Below are 17,175 nucleotides of genomic sequence, written 5' to 3' on the forward strand. Positions count from 1 at the left end.
GTGTCCTGCAAATGAAACTTGTTGAACAGTGTAGGCCGATGCCGTTGACAGATGCTTGCTTTATGTGACAGGATTTGCCCTATGATTTGAAAGAATCTTGCTGAGAAATGAGTATTTTGGAAACATTGGATAAATTTGACTGGGCCATATTGAACGAACTGCAAAAAGACGGTCGTTTGACCAATGCCGAATTGGCGCAGCGCGTTGGTTTGTCGGCCGCCCCTTGCTGGCGGCGCGTGCGCGCTTTGGAAGAGTCGGGTGTCATCAAAGGCTACCGCGCCGAGATTGACCGGCACAAGGTGGGCCTCGATGTGTTTGCCTTTGTGCGCCTGGATGCTGAGCGCAACCGGGGCGATGTGACGCGTCAACTGGAAGAGGCGATCCTCAAAATTCCGGAAGTGATCTCTTGCCATTACATCAGCGGCACAGGCACGTTTGAGCTGCAGGTGGTGTGTCGTGATCTCAATGCATTCAGTGTATTTGCTCGCGATGTGCTGTTGAACTTGCCCAATGTCAAAGACCTGCACACCAGCTTTTCGCTGGGCGAGGTCAAGGCCGCTGGGGCCTTGCCCTTGCAAACGCTCCAATGAACTTCAGGGGTACAAGCCCCGCAGTTCACGGGCCTGCAGTATGCGGGTGCAGCCCACGATGAAGGTGGCTGTGCGCAAGCTGATGTGGTGTTCGTCAGCCACATGCCAGATGCCGGCAAAGGCCTCACGCATGATGCGCACCAGTCGGTTGTTGATGTCGTCTTCGCTCCAGAAGAAGCTGGAAAAATCCTGCACCCATTCGAAGTAACTCACCGTCACGCCACCTGCGTTGGCAATCACGTCGGGCACAACCAGGATGCCTCGTTCATGCAGGATGTCGTCAGCCTCAGGCGTGGTGGGCCCGTTGGCTCCTTCAATCACCATGCGTGCCTGGATTTGATCGGCATTCTCAGCAGTGATTTGTTGTTCCAGTGCCGCTGGAATCAGGATGTCGCAAGGCACTGCCCAGAACTGCGCATCGGGCATCACCTCAGCCTGCTCGAAGCCTTGGACGCTGCCATGCTGCGCCACATGCTGGAGCAGGGCAGGCACGTCCAGACCCGCCTCGTTGTAAATCGTGCCGCCATGGTCTTGCACCGCCACCACCCGGGCACCGGTCTGTGCAAACAGCTTGGCAGCAATGCCGCCCACATTGCCAAAGCCTTGCACGGCCACCCGTGCATGTGAAATGTCCAGTCCGATGTGCCGAGCCGCTTCCTGCGCCACGGTGAACACGCCACGACCTGTGGCTTCTCGGCGGCCGAGGGACCCGCCCAGCGCTATGGGTTTGCCCGTGACCACACCCGATGCTGTCCCGCCAATGTTCATGGAGTAGGTGTCCATCATCCAGGCCATGGTCTGCTCATTGGTGTTCACGTCGGGCGCCGGAATGTCTTTGGTCGGGCCGATGATGATGCCGATTTCACTGGTGTAGCGGCGGGTCAGGCGTTCGAGTTCACCGCGTGACAGGGTTTTGGGGTCGACACGAATGCCCCCTTTGGCACCACCAAAAGGCAGGTTCACGGCAGCGTTCTTGACCGACATCCAGGCTGCCAAAGCCATGACTTCAGACAACGTCACATCTTGGTGAAAACGCACGCCACCTTTGCCAGGGCCACGGCTGGTGTTGTGCTGCACGCGGTAGCCTTCAAAGTGGGCCATGGTGCCGTTGTCCAGCTCAATGGGCACATCCACGATCAGGGTCCGTTTGGGGCGTTTGAGCGTCTCGACCCAGCGTGACAAGTTGCCCAGGTACGGGGTGACCCGGTCAACTTGTTGCAGGTAAATGCCCCACGGACCCAAGTGTTGGGCATCGAGATAAGAGGGCAATGTGTAGTGGCTGAAGGTCGTCTGACCTGAGGATGTGCTGGACATGGGTTCCTTTCTTGAAGCGCTGAAAATGTTGCAGGGTGTCTGGAATCTTAGGTAGCCCATGATGCGCTGTCCAAGGCCGCTTGGCTGTTAGCTCATGCGCTTTGTGCATGACTTGGCGATGGGGCATGTTTTTGGTTCTTGTCCTGTTTTTGGCCCGTCATTGGACCCTGCCTGTAAAATCAGCACCTTCAGCCGACCCCGTGGCAGGGCGGCCCATGGCGCAGGCGGCGCCTATTTTTTGGCCTTTTTTACGAGGCAGACTTTTCATGCTTTACCCTCAAGAATTCGACGTGATCGTGGTCGGTGGTGGCCACGCCGGGACCGAAGCGGCACTGGCGTCAGCCCGCATGGGCTGCAAGACACTTTTGCTCAGCCACAACATCGAGACCCTGGGGCAGATGAGTTGCAATCCTTCCATTGGGGGCATTGGCAAGGGTCACCTGGTCAAGGAAGTCGACGCTTTGGGCGGTGCCATGGCACTGGCCACGGACGAAGGGGGCATTCAGTTCCGCATTCTCAACAGTTCCAAAGGCCCGGCCGTGCGCGCCACCCGCGCCCAGGCCGACCGTATTCTGTACAAGGCTGCCATTCGCCGGATGCTGGAGAACCAGCCCAATTTGTGGCTGTTTCAGCAGGCGGTGGATGACCTGATGGTCGAAGGCGATCGGGTGGTTGGCGCTGTCACACAGGTGGGCATTCGTTTCCGTTCGCGCACCGTGGTGCTGACCGCCGGAACGTTTTTGGACGGCAAGATCCATGTGGGTTTGCAAAACTATGCCGCTGGTCGTGCGGGCGATCCGCCAGCGGTGAGTTTGTCGGCGCGCCTGAAAGAACTCAAGTTGCCCCAAGGTCGATTGAAAACCGGCACGCCTCCGCGACTGGACGGCCGCACCATCGATTTTTCCAAGTGTTCCGAGCAGCCTGGAGATGGCATGCCCGGCGGCATGAACCCCGAAGGAGGGGTGCCTGTGTTCAGCTTCATGGGCAAGGCTGAGATGCACCCACAGCAAATGCCTTGCTGGATCACGCACACCAACGAGCGCACACACGACATCATCCGTTCCGGCTTTGACCGCAGCCCCATGTTCACTGGCAAGATTGAGGGCGTCGGTCCTCGTTATTGCCCGAGTGTGGAAGACAAGATCAATCGCTTTGCCGACAAAGACAGCCACCAGATTTTTCTGGAGCCTGAGGGCCTGACCACGCACGAGTATTACCCCAACGGCATCTCAACCAGTCTGCCGTTTGACATTCAGTACGACTTGGTGCGCTCGATGAAAGGGCTGGAGAACTGCCACATCCTGCGCCCCGGCTATGCCATTGAATACGACTACTTTGACCCCCGTGCGCTGAAAAACAGCTTTGAAACGCGCCAGATCAATGGCTTGTTTTTTGCCGGCCAAATCAATGGCACGACCGGCTATGAAGAGGCCGCTGCCCAGGGTTTGTTTGCGGGCATCAACGCTGCACTGCAGTGCCGGGGTGATGCGCCTTGGACACCCGCGCGCGATCAGGCGTATCTGGGTGTGTTGGTGGATGACCTGGTGACGCAAGGCGTGACTGAGCCCTACCGCATGTTTACCAGCCGGGCGGAGTTCCGCTTGCAATTGCGTGAGGACAATGCAGATGCCCGTCTGACGGAAGTGGGTCGTCAAATGGGGTTGGTGGACGATGTGCGTTGGGATGCTTTCAGCCGCAAACGCGATGCTGTTTCACGTGAAACAGAGCGCTTGAAAGCGACTTGGGTGAACCCTCGTAACCTGCCTTCCGAAGAATCTGTTCGGGTTTTGGGTAAAGCCATTGAGCATGAACACAATCTGTTTGACTTGTTGCGCAGACCCAATGTGTCGTATGACGGTTTGATGGGCATGGACGGTGGTCGTCATGCTTCGCCCGATGTTTCACGTGAAACGCTGGGCGATTTGAGTGCCACGGTGATCGAGCAGGTCGAGATCGCTGCCAAGTATTCGGGTTATATCGATCGGCAAAAAGGTGAAGTGGAGCGGGCTGCTTTTTACGAACACCTGCGCTTGCCTGAAAGTCTGGATTACATGCAGGTCTCCGCCTTGTCGATTGAGGCCCGCCAGAAGCTGGCCAAACATCGCCCTGAAACCCTGGGTCAAGCCTCACGCATTTCGGGCATCACGCCAGCCAGCGTGTCCTTGCTCTTGATTCACCTGAAGAAGGGTGGGTTCAAAGGTTTCATGAACCCCGTGGAAGAAAGCCAAAACGCATGACTGAGACTTTGGCTCAAGGCTTGAGCACTGGCGCGCAGACGCTGGGTTTGCAGTTGTCTCCAGAACAGCAGCAGCGTTTGCTGGACTACATGGGCCTGATTCAGAAGTGGAACAAGGTCTACAACCTCACGGCCTTGCGTGACCCCGCTGACATGCTGACACATCATCTGCTGGACAGTCTGACGGCCCTTGCCCCTTTGGCCCGCTACACCCAGGGCCAGTCCATGCGGGTGCTGGATGTCGGTTCAGGTGGTGGTTTGCCCGGCGTGGTTCTGGCCATTTGCATGCCCGAGTTGAATGTAACCTGCGTGGATACGGTGGCCAAAAAAGCGGCATTTGTGCAGCAAGTGGCCGTGAGCCTGAAGCTCCCCAATTTGAAGGGTTTGCACGCCCGGGTGGAGTCACTGACCGATCCGTACCAGGTCATTTGCTCTCGTGCCTTTGCCTCGTTGCCAGACTTTGTGACATGGTCACGCTCGGCTTTGGCAGAAGGGGGTGTGTGGATGGCCATGAAGGGCAAACACCCTCAAGATGAAATCGATGCTTTGCCTGCAGACGTGAAAGTGTTTCACGTGGAACCATTGACAGTGCCGGGCCTGGATGTAGATCGGTGCATGGTCTGGATGAAACCCGATCTCTTGCCTCAATCTTGAGGACGGCTGATACCGCTCGTCAGAGGGCACTTTGTTTCACGTGAAACAGAGCTTGGTGAAATCGAGAAAAATCCATCACGTACACTCGCAGCATCCCCCACAAGGAGTTCCATGTTTGGTATCTCGGATTTCGGCGCCTTTGCAATGGCCTTTGTTTTGCTTCTGTTTCTGCCTGGGCCTGGTAATTTGGCCTTGATCAGTTCGGCCAGCAAAGGTGGCTTGGCGGGGGGCTTGGCTTCAGTTTTGGGCTTGTTGGTTGGCGATCAGATTTTGCTGTGGCTGACGGTGGCAGGCATGGCGGCCATTCTGCAGTCATTTCCGACACTGTTTCTGATCATTCAGTGGGCGGGCGCTGCGTATCTGGCCTGGTTGGGCTTCAAGATGTTGACTGCCAAAGCAGGGGAGGGTCACCACATCGAGATCACGCCCGGGCATTATTTTCGTGAAACCATGACCATCACCTTGCTCAACCCCAAGGCGATCCTGTTTTATCTGGCTTTTTTCCCTCAATTCATTGATCCGGTGCATCACCAAGGGTGGATCACTTTTGCGGTGATGGCCTTGACCATTGCCGCGCTGGGTTTCATGTATTGTTTGGGTGTGGTGCTGGTCACGCATTTCATGGCTGAACGCTTGCGAGCCAAGCCGGTGGTTTCGGGCTTGTTGCAAAAACTGGCGGGCGTTTGCTTGATCGGTTTTAGTCTTAAGCTGGCACTCATGGAATGAATGGTGGACTGTGAGGTCCATAGGGGTCTAGAAAGGTACGCATGTTTTTTGGCATATCGGATTACGGGGCGTTTGTAGCTGCCATTGTCTTGTTCCTGGCCATTCCCGGCCCGGGCAATCTGGCGCTCATCACGTCCACCGGCAAAGGGGGCATCCGTGGCGGTCTGGCGGCCACGCTGGGTGTCATGGCGGGTGACCAGGTACTCATGTGGGCTGCGGTGGCCGGCGTGGCCACGGTGCTGGCAGCTTATCCGGCAGCGTTTCATGCGGTGCAATGGCTGGGTGCGGTGTATCTGGCTTGGTTGGGCTGGAAAATGCTGAGCGCTCAACCCGGTGACGCGCCGGTGCTGAACATTCGCCCCCACCACTATTTTCAGCAAGCCGTGGCCATCACCTTGCTGAACCCGAAGGCCATTGTTTTTTACATGGCTTTTTTCCCCTTGTTTGTGGACCCCAAGCACCACCTGGGCTTGATCAGTTTTGCCGTCATGGCAGCGACCATCGCCGGATTGACCTTTCTTTACGGCTTGGGCATGACGCTGTTGACGCACCATTTGGCAGCGCGCATGCGGGCCAACCCGCGTATTGGCCGTTGGCTGGAAAAGCTGGCTGGCATATTTCTCATTGGCTTTGGCGTCAAGCTGGCCATTTCCAAATAACTGAACCGGACGAGTCACCATGGCCAAAATTTTCTGTATTGCCAACCAAAAGGGGGGTGTTGGCAAAACGACCACCTCGGTCAATCTGGCCGCAGGCCTGGCCAAGGTCGGGCAGCGTGTCTTGTTGGTCGATCTGGATCCGCAGGGCAATGCCACCATGGGCTCAGGCATCGACAAGCGTCAACAGACTTTGAGCGTTTATGACGTCTTGCTGGAGTCAGCTTCGGTCAACGAGGCGGCCGTGATGGCTGACAAATGTGCTTACCACGTGCTGTGTGCCAACCGTGAACTGGCCGGCGCCGAGGTGGAGCTGGTTCAATTGGAGCGCCGCGACCAACGCCTGAAAACAGCCTTGGCTGCAGTCGATGCCCAGTACGACTTTGTCCTGATTGATTGCCCGCCGTCCCTGTCCATGCTGACCTTGAACGGTTTGTGCGCCGCCCATGGGGTGATCGTGCCCATGCAGTGCGAGTACTTTGCGCTCGAAGGCCTCACGGATTTGGTCAACACCATCAAACAGGTGCACGCCAACATGAACCGGGATTTGAAGATCATCGGGCTGCTGCGCGTGATGTTCGATCCGCGCATCACCTTGCAGATGCAAGTGAGCGATCAGCTCAAGGCGCATTTTGGCGACAAGGTGTTTGACTCTGTCATCCCACGCAACGTGCGCTTGGCCGAAGCCCCCAGCTATGGTTTGCCAGGCGTGATTTTTGATGCCGCCGCACGGGGCAGCCAGGCCTATGTGGAGTTCGCGCAAGAGCTGGTCCGACGTGCCCCCACGCTTTGAGCGGCGCGTTCCTGAACATCCGATGACCACCGTTTTGATATTGCCCGGCTGGCAAGGCAGCGGCCCCGACCATTGGCAAATGCATTGGGTGCGCGAACATGGCTACACCGAGGTGGTGCAAAACGATTGGTTGCGCCCCCGTCGCGGGGACTGGCTGGCCCGCCTGGATGAATTGGTGATCGATGCACCCGGCCCCGTGGTGCTGGTGGCCCACAGCTTGGGGTGCATTCTGGTCGCGGCCTGGGCGGCTTTTTCAGGCCACACCCAGCGTGTGCGCGGTGCCTTGCTGGTGGCGCCCGGGGACACCGAAGCGCCCGAGCTGCAAGAGCGTCTGCCCGGTTGGGCGCCCATAGTCCGCCAGCCCTTGCCCTTTGCCAGCTTGGTGGTGGGCAGCCAAAACGACCCGTATTGCCGTGCCGAGCGTGCCCAAACCCTGGCCCGTGACTGGGGTGCCCAGTGGGTCGATGCGGGGCAGGCCGGGCACATCAACGCAGATTCATCGCTGGGCGATTGGCCAACCGGCCATGCGCTCTTGCAAACACTCATGAAGGAATGACCATGGTCACTAAAAAACCCAAAGGCCTTGGCCGAGGACTCGAAGCCCTGTTGGGCCCCAAAGTGGAAGATGCGCCAGCAGCGGGCAGCGCCGAAAGTGGCGTGCCCAGTCAGCTCAAACTCGACCAGATGGTCGCAGGCATGTACCAGCCGCGCACCCGCATGGATGAGGGCGCTTTGTACGAGCTGGCCGAGTCCATCAAGGCCCAGGGCATCATGCAGCCGATTTTGGTGCGCCAACTCAGCGATGGCCTCAATGCGGGCAAATACGAAATCATCGCGGGCGAACGCCGTTTCCGGGCGTCCAAACTGGCCGGGCTGGACAGCGTGCCGGTGCTGGTGCGCGATGTGCCCAACGAAGCCGCAGCGGCCATGGCGTTGATCGAGAACATCCAGCGCGAAGACCTCAACCCCTTGGAAGAAGCCCAGGGCCTGCAACGCCTGATCAAGGAATTCGGCCTGACGCACGAGACCGCGGCGCAGGCTGTGGGCCGCTCGCGCAGCGCCGCCAGCAACTTGCTGCGCTTGCTCAATCTGGCCGATCCGGTGCAAACCATGCTGATGGCTGGTGACCTGGACATGGGCCATGCCCGCGCCTTGCTTTCATTGGACAAAGCTGCACAGATCACGGCGGCCAACCAGATTTCTGCCAAGAAACTGTCGGTGCGCGAAGCGGAAAGCCTGTCCAAAAAACTGGGCGCCGAGTTCAATCTGGTACCGCAAAAGCCCAAGAAAGAAAAATCGCGCGACATCAAGCGCGTCGAAGAAGAACTGTCCGATCTGCTGATGGCGCAAGTGGAAGTACGCATCAAAAAACGCGTCAAGCGCCTGGGCAAGATCGAAGAGATGGGTGAGCTGTCCATTCAGTTTGGTTCGCTGGACGAGCTCAATGGACTGATCGACAAGCTGCGTGGGTAAGCGCCCAAGCTGAATGTTCAATAAAGTGGTTTTAACGCGCACCGGGGACCCGGGTTTGAGGGCAGACGCGAAGTTGTCCAAGCGCAAACTATTGGCCATCTACCTGCTGGCCGTGGGCTTGTCCTCGCTGTTTTTTTACCTCATTCCACCGGGTTACTACAACCGCAACGCCAACCTGGCGGTCAGCATCGTCATGGTGGTCCTGATGTTGTTTGCTGGCCAGCGCAAGCTGTATGCCTACCTGGTGCATCTGGCCTCTTTGGTCAGCTTGTTGTTGATCATCTACATCGCCAGCCATTCGGGCGGCGTGAACTCCACAGCGATTGTCTGGCTCAATGTGCTGGCCTTGCCTGTGTTGCTGCTCTTGGGGCCACGAGCCACGATCCTCTGGATTGCCATGATTTTGGCCACCATCCTGGGGCTGTTCATGGCCACGATGTCGGGATGGGTGGACAGTCATGCCCAGATCACACAGCAAGCCGTGCCTTGGGCTGTGATGAACCACATGCTGGCCATTGGCAATTTGATGCTGGGTGTGCGCTTGTATGACCATTTGCATGAACAACAATTGAAACAGCTGCATCTGCGCAACGAAGAACTCAAGGCCACCCACAATGCCTTGCTGCAAGCACAAGCGCACAAGGACGAATTTGTGGCGGCGGTCGGCCATGAACTGCGCACGCCGATGAACGCCATCCTGGGCTTCAATGGGGTGCTGCGTCAGGAACTGGCAGATCAGCCCGAACAGGTGGAGGTGGTGGACCATATCCGCCGCTCGACTGCGCATTTGCTTCAAGTGGTCAATGACATTCTGGATTTTTCGCAGCTGCAGGCAGGCAAACTGATGTTGCACACTGTCGACTTTGACTTGGCCGACTTGATGCAAGAGGCGCTTGAGGGGCACCAGCAAAAGGCGCATGAAAAAGGCCTCGTCTGGAGCGGCTACCTTGACCCCGAGCTGCCCCGCCGCGTGCATGCTGACCGGCAACGTTTACTACAAATCCTGCGCAACTTGCTCGACAACGCCCTCAAGTTCACAGCCAGGGGTTCGGTCCAGCTGCGCCTGCTGGCCCAGGACGATCAATTCAGATGCGAAGTCTGCGACACCGGGCGTGGCATTCCCCCTTCGCAGCAAGCGCTCATTTTCAGGCGCTTTGAACATGCCGATGTGCAGACCACCCGCGCTTATGGGGGCACCGGCTTGGGCTTGTCGATCAGTGAAAAACTGGTGGCCTTGCAAGGAGGCCAGATGGGCGTGACGAGTCAGCCCGAGCAAGGCGCCACATTCTGGTTTCAGGTGCCTTTGCAAACTGCACAGACCCAGCAAAAGCCATCTCTGCAAGCCTTGGCCAATCTGGAAGACGAAGCCCTGCGCATTTTGGTGGTTGACGACAACAACATGAACTTGATGGTGGCCCGCTTGCAGCTGCAAAAATGCTGGCCCAAAGCCCACATTGTGACCGCCGAAAACGCTGCTCTGGCCCTGCAACTGCTTGATGAACAAGGGTTTGATGTGGCCTTGGTCGACATGATCATGCCCGACATGGACGGCATGGCACTGACCCAACAGATCCGCACACAGTTTCCGGCCATTGCCGCCCACATGCCCATCTTGGCCCTGACCGCCAACACCAACCCGGTGGACAGGCAACGTTGCCTGGATGCGGGTATGGACGATGTGCTGGCCAAGCCCATGGATTTGATGGCCCTGATGCACAGCGTCAGCTTGCACATCGCGCGGGTCAGAGGTTGACGCCATGAGATTTCAAAACCTGGCCCCCAGGGTCTTCGAGCGCATCATGGCGCGTCTGCCCGAGGCCTATCGGCACGGCAAGATGCCTTATGTGTTTTTATTTGTGATGCTGGTTGTCTCGGTGCTGCTGCTGTATGTGGCCATCAGCCCTTACCAGAACGCCACGCCGATGTTCCTGTCGATGGCGGTGCTGCTGTTGTTCCTACTCACACTCATTCAATTTGGCATGCCCTTGGCTTGGGGCGTACACATCGGCACCAGTGCAGGTGCGTTGGTCCTGCTCTACGCCGTGTGGAGCGCAGGCGGGGTGTTCTCGCCCCGTTTGGCATGGTTGATGATTTTGCCCTTGACCCCGTTTTATGTGATCAGCCGCAAGGCCGGCACCTTTTGGCTGGTGGTCGTCTGGCTTTTGCAGCTGGGCATGGCGGTCTGCAATTACTACGGACTGCTGCCCGAATTCGAACAGGGCCTGCTGCATGCTCCGTCATCGTGGGTGACCTTCACACTGGTCACGGGCGTTCTGATCATCGTGCCCATGATTTACGAGCGCTTGCACTTGAAGGCGCTGGAAAAAAGTTTGCGCTACCAGCACGAACTGGTGGCCAAACGCCAAGAGCTGGAACACACCCTGCAAATGCGTGAACACTTCATCGCCACCGTCAGCCATGAGCTGCGCACGCCGATGAACGCCATTTTGGGCTTCAACAGCTTGCTGCTGGCGCGCGTGAAGGACAAGCCCGAAGCCCTCAAGGTGCTCAACCACACGCGCCAATCGGCCGACCACCTGATGACGGTGATCAACGACATCCTGGACTACTCACAACTGCAAGCCGGTCAGCTGGTGATACAGCCCGAGACCTTCGAGCTGCGCAGTGTGGCTGAGCACGCCTTTGAGCTGTTCAGGCCCCGCGTCAAAAGCATGAAGTTGGACTACCGCATCGAGATGGACGACGACTTGCCCCAGTGGGTGCACACCGACCGTCACCGCCTGATGCAAGTGCTGGTCAACCTGCTGGGCAACGCGCTCAAATTCACGCACCAAGGCTCGGTGGTCTTGAAGCTCCTGTGGGACAAGCCTGGCGTGGTTTTTGCAGTGCAAGACACAGGCATAGGCATTGCCAAAGAGCGGCAAGCACAGATTTTCAAACGCTTCAGTCAGGCCGAGGGTGACATCCAGTCGCGCTACGGTGGCAATGGTCTGGGGCTGGCCATCTCGCAAAAACTGGCGCAGCTGCTGGGTGGGGACATTGGTTTTGAGAGCGAGCCTGGGCGGGGTTCGCGCTTTTGGTTGCGCCTGCCCTTGCAAGCGGCCCAGCCGCCGGTGCAAAAACCGGACTTGTTGAAAACCGCTGTCCAGACCCACCAGCAGCCCTGGTGTTTCCTGATCGTTGACGACCACCCCATCAACCGTTTGCTGGTCAAACAAGTGCTGCAAAACGCATGGCCACACAGCGATATTCTGGAAGCGATGAACGGTCAAAATGCGCTGGACATGCTGCGAGATCATCCGGTCAACCTGGTCCTGATGGACATGGTCATGCCGGTGATGGACGGCATTGTGGCCACCCGCACCTTGCGCGACGCGTTCAGCGCACCCCAAAACGCACTGCCTGTTCTGGGCCTGACGGCCAACGTCAATCCCATGGACCTGGAGCGATTCAAAGCCTCTGGTTTGAGCGACGTCATGCTCAAACCGTTTGAGCCCACTGTGCTGTGTCACAAGATCGACCAATTGCTGAGCACATCATGAACTGGGCCACGCGGTAGTCATCTCCTGACTTTTGAGGAGGGGGCAAACCCGGTTGGGAACTGCGTGAGATCGTTATCTAATCCACAACCAGCTTAAAAGCACAAGGCAAAGGGCATGTACCTGAGTGGAAAACAAACGACCTTGTTGGGTCAGATCATGCAGACGTTGGCCGAGCCCCATGAAGAAACCGAAATCCGGGAGATCATGGGTGACTTGGTCATGCAGCTGCTCGGGGCCCAGTATTACGCCAGCTTTGTCTGGCAGCCGGGCAGCCAGAGTTTTGCCCAGCCCATCCAGATCAACATGGACCCGATGAATCTGCGGGCGTATGAAAGTTATTACCAGTTCCACGACCCGATCACCCCGCTCATGCAGCGCTACCAGGTGGCCGTGCGCGCCACCGACGTGCTCGCGATCGACGAGCTGAAGAAAACCGAATTTTTCAACGACTTCCTGAACAAGGACGGTCTGTACTGGGGCGTGAACCTGTACGCCTGGCACCAGGGCCAGAACCTGGGCGACATGCGCATCTGGCGTGACAAGCGCCGGGACAACTTCACGCCCGACGAGATGCGTTTACTGGACATGCTGCAGCCGGCCTTTGTGACGGCGCTGGCCCGTGCGCAAAGGTCCAGCCAGCCCGAGGCGTTGACGCTGAACACCTTGTCGCAACGCTTGACCACCCGCGAGCAGGACACCGCCCGCCTGGTGATGCTGGGCATGACCGACAAGGAAATTGCCCGGGCGCTGACCATTTCCCCCACCACCGTGCGCACCCACCTGGAAAACGCCTTTCGCAAAGTCGGCGTGAGCAACCGGGCAGCACTGGTGCACAAACTCAGGCCCTGAGGCTTGTGAAGGCATCCTGAAGATCAAGGATGGTGGTTCCCAAGCCATGTCTCCTAGCATCGAGTGAACGCTCATTCAGGCGTTTCAACCCGAAAAGGAGACATCCATGCCTACCAACACATCACGTCGAAATTTCTTTAAAAACACTGGCGCCGTATCGGCCGCCGCCATGCTGGGCGGCGTCAGCATGACGGCGTCCGGAGGCAATGCCCGCGCCGTTGCGCTGACTGCAAGCGAACAACTGGCCTTGACCGCCACGCAAGCACTTGAAGCCATGAAGGCCGACAACATGACGGCCACAAGCTACGTCACCACCCTGATCGCCCGCGCCAAATCCTTGTCAGACCTCAACGCTTTGATCACCCTCGACGAAGCTGGCGCCCTGGCGGCCGCCAAGCAAGTCGATGCCGACCGCGCCGCAGGCAAGGCACTGGGCGCACTGGCGGGCTTGCCGATGCTGGTCAAAGACAACATCAACACCAAAGGCCTGAAGACCACGGGTGGCACCTCGTCGCTGCGCAACTTTCAGCCGACAAAAAACGCGCCCTCGGTGCAAAAACTGCTCGACGCAGGCGCCATCATCCTGGGCAAATCCAACCTGCACGAGTGGGCTTTCGGCATCACCAGCACCAACTTCACGCTGGGCATTGACCCCATCACCAAAGAAGCCAGCCGTCCTTGCAAAAACCCCTATGACACCAGCCGCATCCCGGGCGGTTCGTCGGGCGGCAACGGCGCGGCCATCGCGGCGCGGATAGCGCCAGTGGGCCTGGGCACCGACACGGGCGGCTCCACCCGCGTGCCTGCCTCGTTTTGCGGTATTGCAGGCTTTCGGCCATCGGTGGGCGACGGCGCAGGCCAAGGCCGCCGCTATCCCGACACCGCCACCGATGCCTTGCCGATCAGCACCACACGCGACACCGTCGGCCCCATGGGTCGCACCGTGGCAGACGTGGCCTTGCTCGACGCCGTCATCACGGGCGGTGCGGTGCCCACCGCCAAAGCGCTCAAGGGCTTGAAGATTGGCCTGCCTGCGGCCTTTTGGTCCGGGCTCGACGACAGCGTCAAGCCTGTGGCCGAAGCCGCCAAGAAAAAGCTGGCCGATGCGGGTGTGGTGTTTGTCGATGCCGATCTGGCGGGCATCATGGCAATCAATGGAGAGATGTCGTTTCCGATTGCCCTGCACGAACCCGTGCATGCCATTCCCGCATATCTGGCGGCCAATAACGCGCCTGTCAAAACCGTCAAGGAAGTGGCGGATCAACTTGCCAGCCCAGATGTGGCGGGTGCCTTTGGCGCCATTCAAGGCCCCTTCAGTGAAGCCGCTTTCCACGATGCGTATTTGGGCATCATGGCCACCAAACGCCCAGCCCTGCAAAAACTCTACAAAGACTATTTCGCAGCGCAAGGTGTGGAGTGCGTGCTGTTCCCAACGACCCTCTTGGCCGCGCCCAAGATCGACGCCGCCAATGGCTCCAAAAACCTCAGCTACACCGTCGGCGGTGTGGTGCAAAAAGACAAAGACACCTTTGGCACTTGCATCCGCAACACCGACCCCTGCACCAATGCCGGCATCCCCAGCGTGTCGATTCCGGCAGGTTTGACGGCAGGCGGCTTGCCGGTGGGCATGCAAATTGACGGCCCCTTGGGCTCGGACAGCAATCTGCTGGCCATTGGCATGGGCATTGAGGCTGTTTGGGGCTCGGTCAAGGCACCGGCGATCTGACTTTGTCATGTAGCTTGCCCTGCAAGCGATGGGGGGCCATAAGCCCCCTGTAGCCAGCAGGTCCAGCACCCACAATGGCACGGCTCCCGTAGGTCGGCACTCGCAGAGTCCGACGTTTGATCGCCTCGGCGCAGACCTCATGTGCGGGCTTGAGCGCTATCCTGATTCAACTTTTGAGTGCTCCAGCAGGCCCATGTCGGGGTCTTCGACCACCGACCTACGAAAACCCACAGGCCTTGCCCCGTAGGTCGGCACTCGCAGAGTCCGACGTTTGCTGGCTTGGGAGCAGATCCTGATTCAACTTTTGTGGGCTTTACCAGGCCCATGTCGGGGTCTTCGACCACCGACCTACGAAAACCCACAGGCTTTGTCCTGTAGGTCGGTACTCGAAGAGTCCGACATTTGCTGGCTTGGGAGCAGATCCTGATTCATCTTTTGCGGACTCCAGCAGGCCCAAGTCGGGGTCTTCGACCACCGACCTACGAAAACCCACAGGCCTTGCCCTGTAGGTCGGTACTCGAAGAGTCCGACATTTGCTGGCTTGGGAGCAGATCCTGATTCATCTTTTGCGGGCTTTACCAGGCCCATGTCGGGGTCTTCGACCACCGACCTACGAAAACCCACAGGCCTTGCCCTGTAGGTCGGTACTCGAAGAGTCCGACATTTGCTGGCTTGGGAGCAGATCCTGATTCATCTTTTGCGGACTCCAGCAGGCCCAAGTCGGGGTCTTCGACCACCGACCTACGAAAACCCACAGGCCTTGCCCTGTAGGTCGGTACTCGAAGAGTCCGACATTTGCCCGCCTCGGCGCAGATCCTGATTCATCTTTTGCGGGCTTTACCAGGCCCATGTCGGGGTCTTCGACCACCAACCTACGAAAACCCACAGGCCTTGCCCTGTAGGTCGGTACTCGAAGAGTCCGACATTTGCTGGCTTGGGAGCAGATCCTGATTCATCTTTTGCGGACTCCAGCAGGCCCAAGTCGGGGTCTTCGACCACCGACCTACGAAAACCCACAGGCCTTGCCCTGTAGGTCGGTACTCGAAGAGTCCGACATTTGCTGGCTTGGGCGCAGGCCCCATATCAGGGCTCAAGCCGGCGACCTGGTTATCGGATGGCTGCTTTCAACTGTTCGGAGCAACAAGCACCGAAGTCGACAATCACATCGAGAAAATCTTCCCCGGATTCATGATGTTGTGCGGGTCCAGCGCCCGCTTGATGGTGCGCATCATGTCCACTGCGCCTTCGCCGGTTTCGGTGCGCAAGAAGTCCATCTTGTGCAGGCCAATGCCGTGCTCACCGGTGCAGGTGCCACCCAAGCGCAGGGCACGGCTGACCAGTTGCTGGTTCAGCGCTTCGGCGGTTTCGCATTCTTGCGGGTTGTTCGGGTCGATCAAATAGCCAAAGTGGAAATTCCCGTCGCCCACATGGCCCACCAAAAAGTAAGGGATGCCGCTGGCATCGGTCTCGGTCACTGAATCCAGCAGGCAATCGGCCAGGCGGCTGATGGGCACGCAAGTGTCGGTGCTGATGGCACGGCAGCCGGGGCGGCTTTGTACGGCGGCAAAGTAGGCGTTGTGCCTGGCCGTCCACAGGCGGGTGCGTTCTTCGGGTGTGGTGGCCCATTCAAAGGCGTTGCCACCAAATTCGCTGGCGATTTCTTGCACCGTCTCGGCCTGTTCTTTCACGCCCGCAGGCGAGCCGTGGAACTCCATCAAGAGCAAAGCTTCTTCGCGCAGGCCCAGCTTGGCGTAGGCATTGACCATGCGCACGGTGTTGTGGTCGATCAGCTCCACGCGGGCAATCGGCACGCCCAGCTGGATGGTCTGGATCACGGTGCGCACAGCGGCCTCGATGCTCGGGAACGAGCAGATCGCGGCCGAGATGGCTTCGGGCAGGGGGTACAGGCGCACGGTGATTTCGGTCATCACGCCCAGCGTGCCTTCGCTGCCCACCATCAGGCGGGTCAGGTCGTAGCCGGCGCTGGACTTCTTGGCGCGGGTGCCAGTGCGGATCACTTCGCCCGACGAGGTCACCACTTCGAGCGCCAGCACGTTCTCGCGCATGGTGCCGTAGCGCACGGCGTTGGTGCCGCTGGCGCGGGTGGCGCTCATGCCGCCAATGGTCGCGTCCGCGCCGGGGTCGATTGGGAAGAACAAGCCGGTTGACTTGATCTCTTCGTTGAGCTGCTTGCGCGTGACGCCCGGCTGCACCGTCACCGTCAGGTCTTCGGCGTTGATGGCCAGTACCTTGTTCATGCGCATCAGGTCAATGCTGATGCCGCCTTGCACCGCCAGCAAGTGTCCTTCGAGCGAAGAGCCCACGCCAAAGGGGATGACCGGCACTTTGTATTCAGCGCACAGCTTGACCGCGTCGGCAACGTCCTGGGTGTTTTCGGCAAACACCACGGCTGCTGGGGGAGGCACATGGGTGAAGGCCGACTCGTCGCGGCCATGCTGTTCGCGCACAACCAGGGCGGTGGAACAGTTATCGCCAAAGCGGGCCTTGAGGGCCGTCAAAAAGGCTTCGGGCACAGCGCGTTGCGCAACTTCGGGGGCTAAGTGGGCGGTGGCGGTGGGGGCGTTCATGGGGCAATCCTCTTCGGATGATCGTCAATGTTCTGGGGGATCAGATGTCCCAGAGTTTAAGAGGCTT

14 protein-coding genes are annotated in these 17,175 nt (G+C 58.7%); 12 read left to right on the top strand and 2 right to left on the bottom strand.

Annotated elements, in window-relative coordinates; genetic code table 11:
• Positions 1-116 precede the first annotated feature (116 nt).
• Positions 117-590, top strand: a complete 474-nt coding sequence (locus B9Z51_RS12120; protein WP_108375961.1) for an Lrp/AsnC family transcriptional regulator — start codon at positions 117-119, stop codon at positions 588-590.
• A 3-nt stretch (positions 591-593) separates the two neighbouring features.
• Here the strand turns inward: B9Z51_RS12120 and B9Z51_RS12125 are convergent, their stop codons facing one another.
• Positions 594-1,904: a Glu/Leu/Phe/Val dehydrogenase gene (locus B9Z51_RS12125; RefSeq protein WP_108375095.1), complete on the bottom strand. Its 1,311-nt coding sequence runs from the start codon at positions 1,902-1,904 to the stop codon at positions 594-596.
• A 266-nt stretch (positions 1,905-2,170) separates the two neighbouring features.
• Here B9Z51_RS12125 and mnmG point away from each other — a divergent pair, with 266 nt between their 5' ends.
• The 11 genes from mnmG to iaaH all read left to right on the top strand — a co-directional run bounded on the left by mnmG (position 2,171) and on the right by iaaH (position 14,520).
• A complete protein-coding gene (gene mnmG / locus B9Z51_RS12130) occupies positions 2,171-4,141 on the top strand; it encodes a tRNA uridine-5-carboxymethylaminomethyl(34) synthesis enzyme MnmG (RefSeq protein ID WP_108375962.1) in 1,971 nt (656 codons plus the stop codon).
• Positions 4,138-4,794, top strand: coding sequence for a 16S rRNA (guanine(527)-N(7))-methyltransferase RsmG (gene rsmG / locus B9Z51_RS12135; RefSeq protein ID WP_108375097.1), 657 nt, complete (start codon positions 4,138-4,140; stop codon positions 4,792-4,794). Before mnmG ends, rsmG begins: the two co-directional genes overlap by 4 nt.
• A gap of 111 nt (positions 4,795-4,905) precedes the next feature.
• Positions 4,906-5,520 (top strand): LysE family transporter, encoded by a 615-nt coding sequence (locus B9Z51_RS12140; RefSeq protein WP_108375099.1) that lies wholly within the window; start codon positions 4,906-4,908, stop codon positions 5,518-5,520.
• Positions 5,521-5,561: 41 nt separating this feature from the next.
• Positions 5,562-6,179, top strand: a complete 618-nt coding sequence (locus B9Z51_RS12145) for a LysE family translocator (RefSeq protein WP_108375101.1) — start codon at positions 5,562-5,564, stop codon at positions 6,177-6,179.
• A 19-nt stretch (positions 6,180-6,198) separates the two neighbouring features.
• Positions 6,199-6,969, top strand: a complete 771-nt coding sequence (locus B9Z51_RS12150) for a ParA family protein (RefSeq protein ID WP_108375103.1) — start codon at positions 6,199-6,201, stop codon at positions 6,967-6,969.
• Complete coding sequence (locus tag B9Z51_RS12155) at positions 6,923-7,525, top strand: alpha/beta hydrolase (RefSeq protein WP_233254950.1); 603 nt, start codon at positions 6,923-6,925, stop codon at positions 7,523-7,525. The genes B9Z51_RS12150 and B9Z51_RS12155 overlap by 47 nt, the downstream gene beginning before the upstream one ends.
• 2 nt (positions 7,526-7,527) lie before the next feature.
• On the top strand, positions 7,528-8,442 hold the full coding sequence (locus B9Z51_RS12160) for a ParB/RepB/Spo0J family partition protein (protein ID WP_108375963.1): 915 nt from the start codon (positions 7,528-7,530) through the stop codon (positions 8,440-8,442).
• Positions 8,443-8,515: 73 nt separating this feature from the next.
• Positions 8,516-10,195 carry an ATP-binding protein gene (locus tag B9Z51_RS12165; protein WP_158272883.1) on the top strand — a complete coding sequence of 560 codons (1,680 nt, stop codon included), beginning with the start codon at positions 8,516-8,518 and terminating at the stop codon, positions 10,193-10,195.
• 4 nt (positions 10,196-10,199) lie between these two features.
• Entirely contained in the window at positions 10,200-11,945 is a 1,746-nt protein-coding gene (locus B9Z51_RS12170) for an ATP-binding protein (RefSeq protein ID WP_108375109.1), read from the top strand.
• Positions 11,946-12,059: 114 nt separating this feature from the next.
• Complete coding sequence (locus B9Z51_RS12175; RefSeq protein WP_108375111.1) at positions 12,060-12,794, top strand: LuxR C-terminal-related transcriptional regulator; 735 nt, start codon at positions 12,060-12,062, stop codon at positions 12,792-12,794.
• 169 nt (positions 12,795-12,963) lie between these two features.
• Positions 12,964-14,520, top strand: a complete 1,557-nt coding sequence (gene iaaH / locus B9Z51_RS12180; RefSeq protein WP_108375113.1) for an indoleacetamide hydrolase — start codon at positions 12,964-12,966, stop codon at positions 14,518-14,520.
• 1,160 nt (positions 14,521-15,680) lie between these two features.
• On the opposite strand, the gene B9Z51_RS12185 is transcribed toward iaaH, so the two are convergent.
• Entirely contained in the window at positions 15,681-17,108 is a 1,428-nt protein-coding gene (locus B9Z51_RS12185) for an FAD-binding oxidoreductase (RefSeq protein ID WP_108375115.1), read from the bottom strand.
• Positions 17,109-17,175 lie beyond the last annotated feature (67 nt).

The organism is Limnohabitans sp. T6-5 (genome assembly GCF_003063315.1).
Taxonomy (GTDB): domain Bacteria; phylum Pseudomonadota; class Gammaproteobacteria; order Burkholderiales; family Burkholderiaceae_C; genus Limnohabitans_A.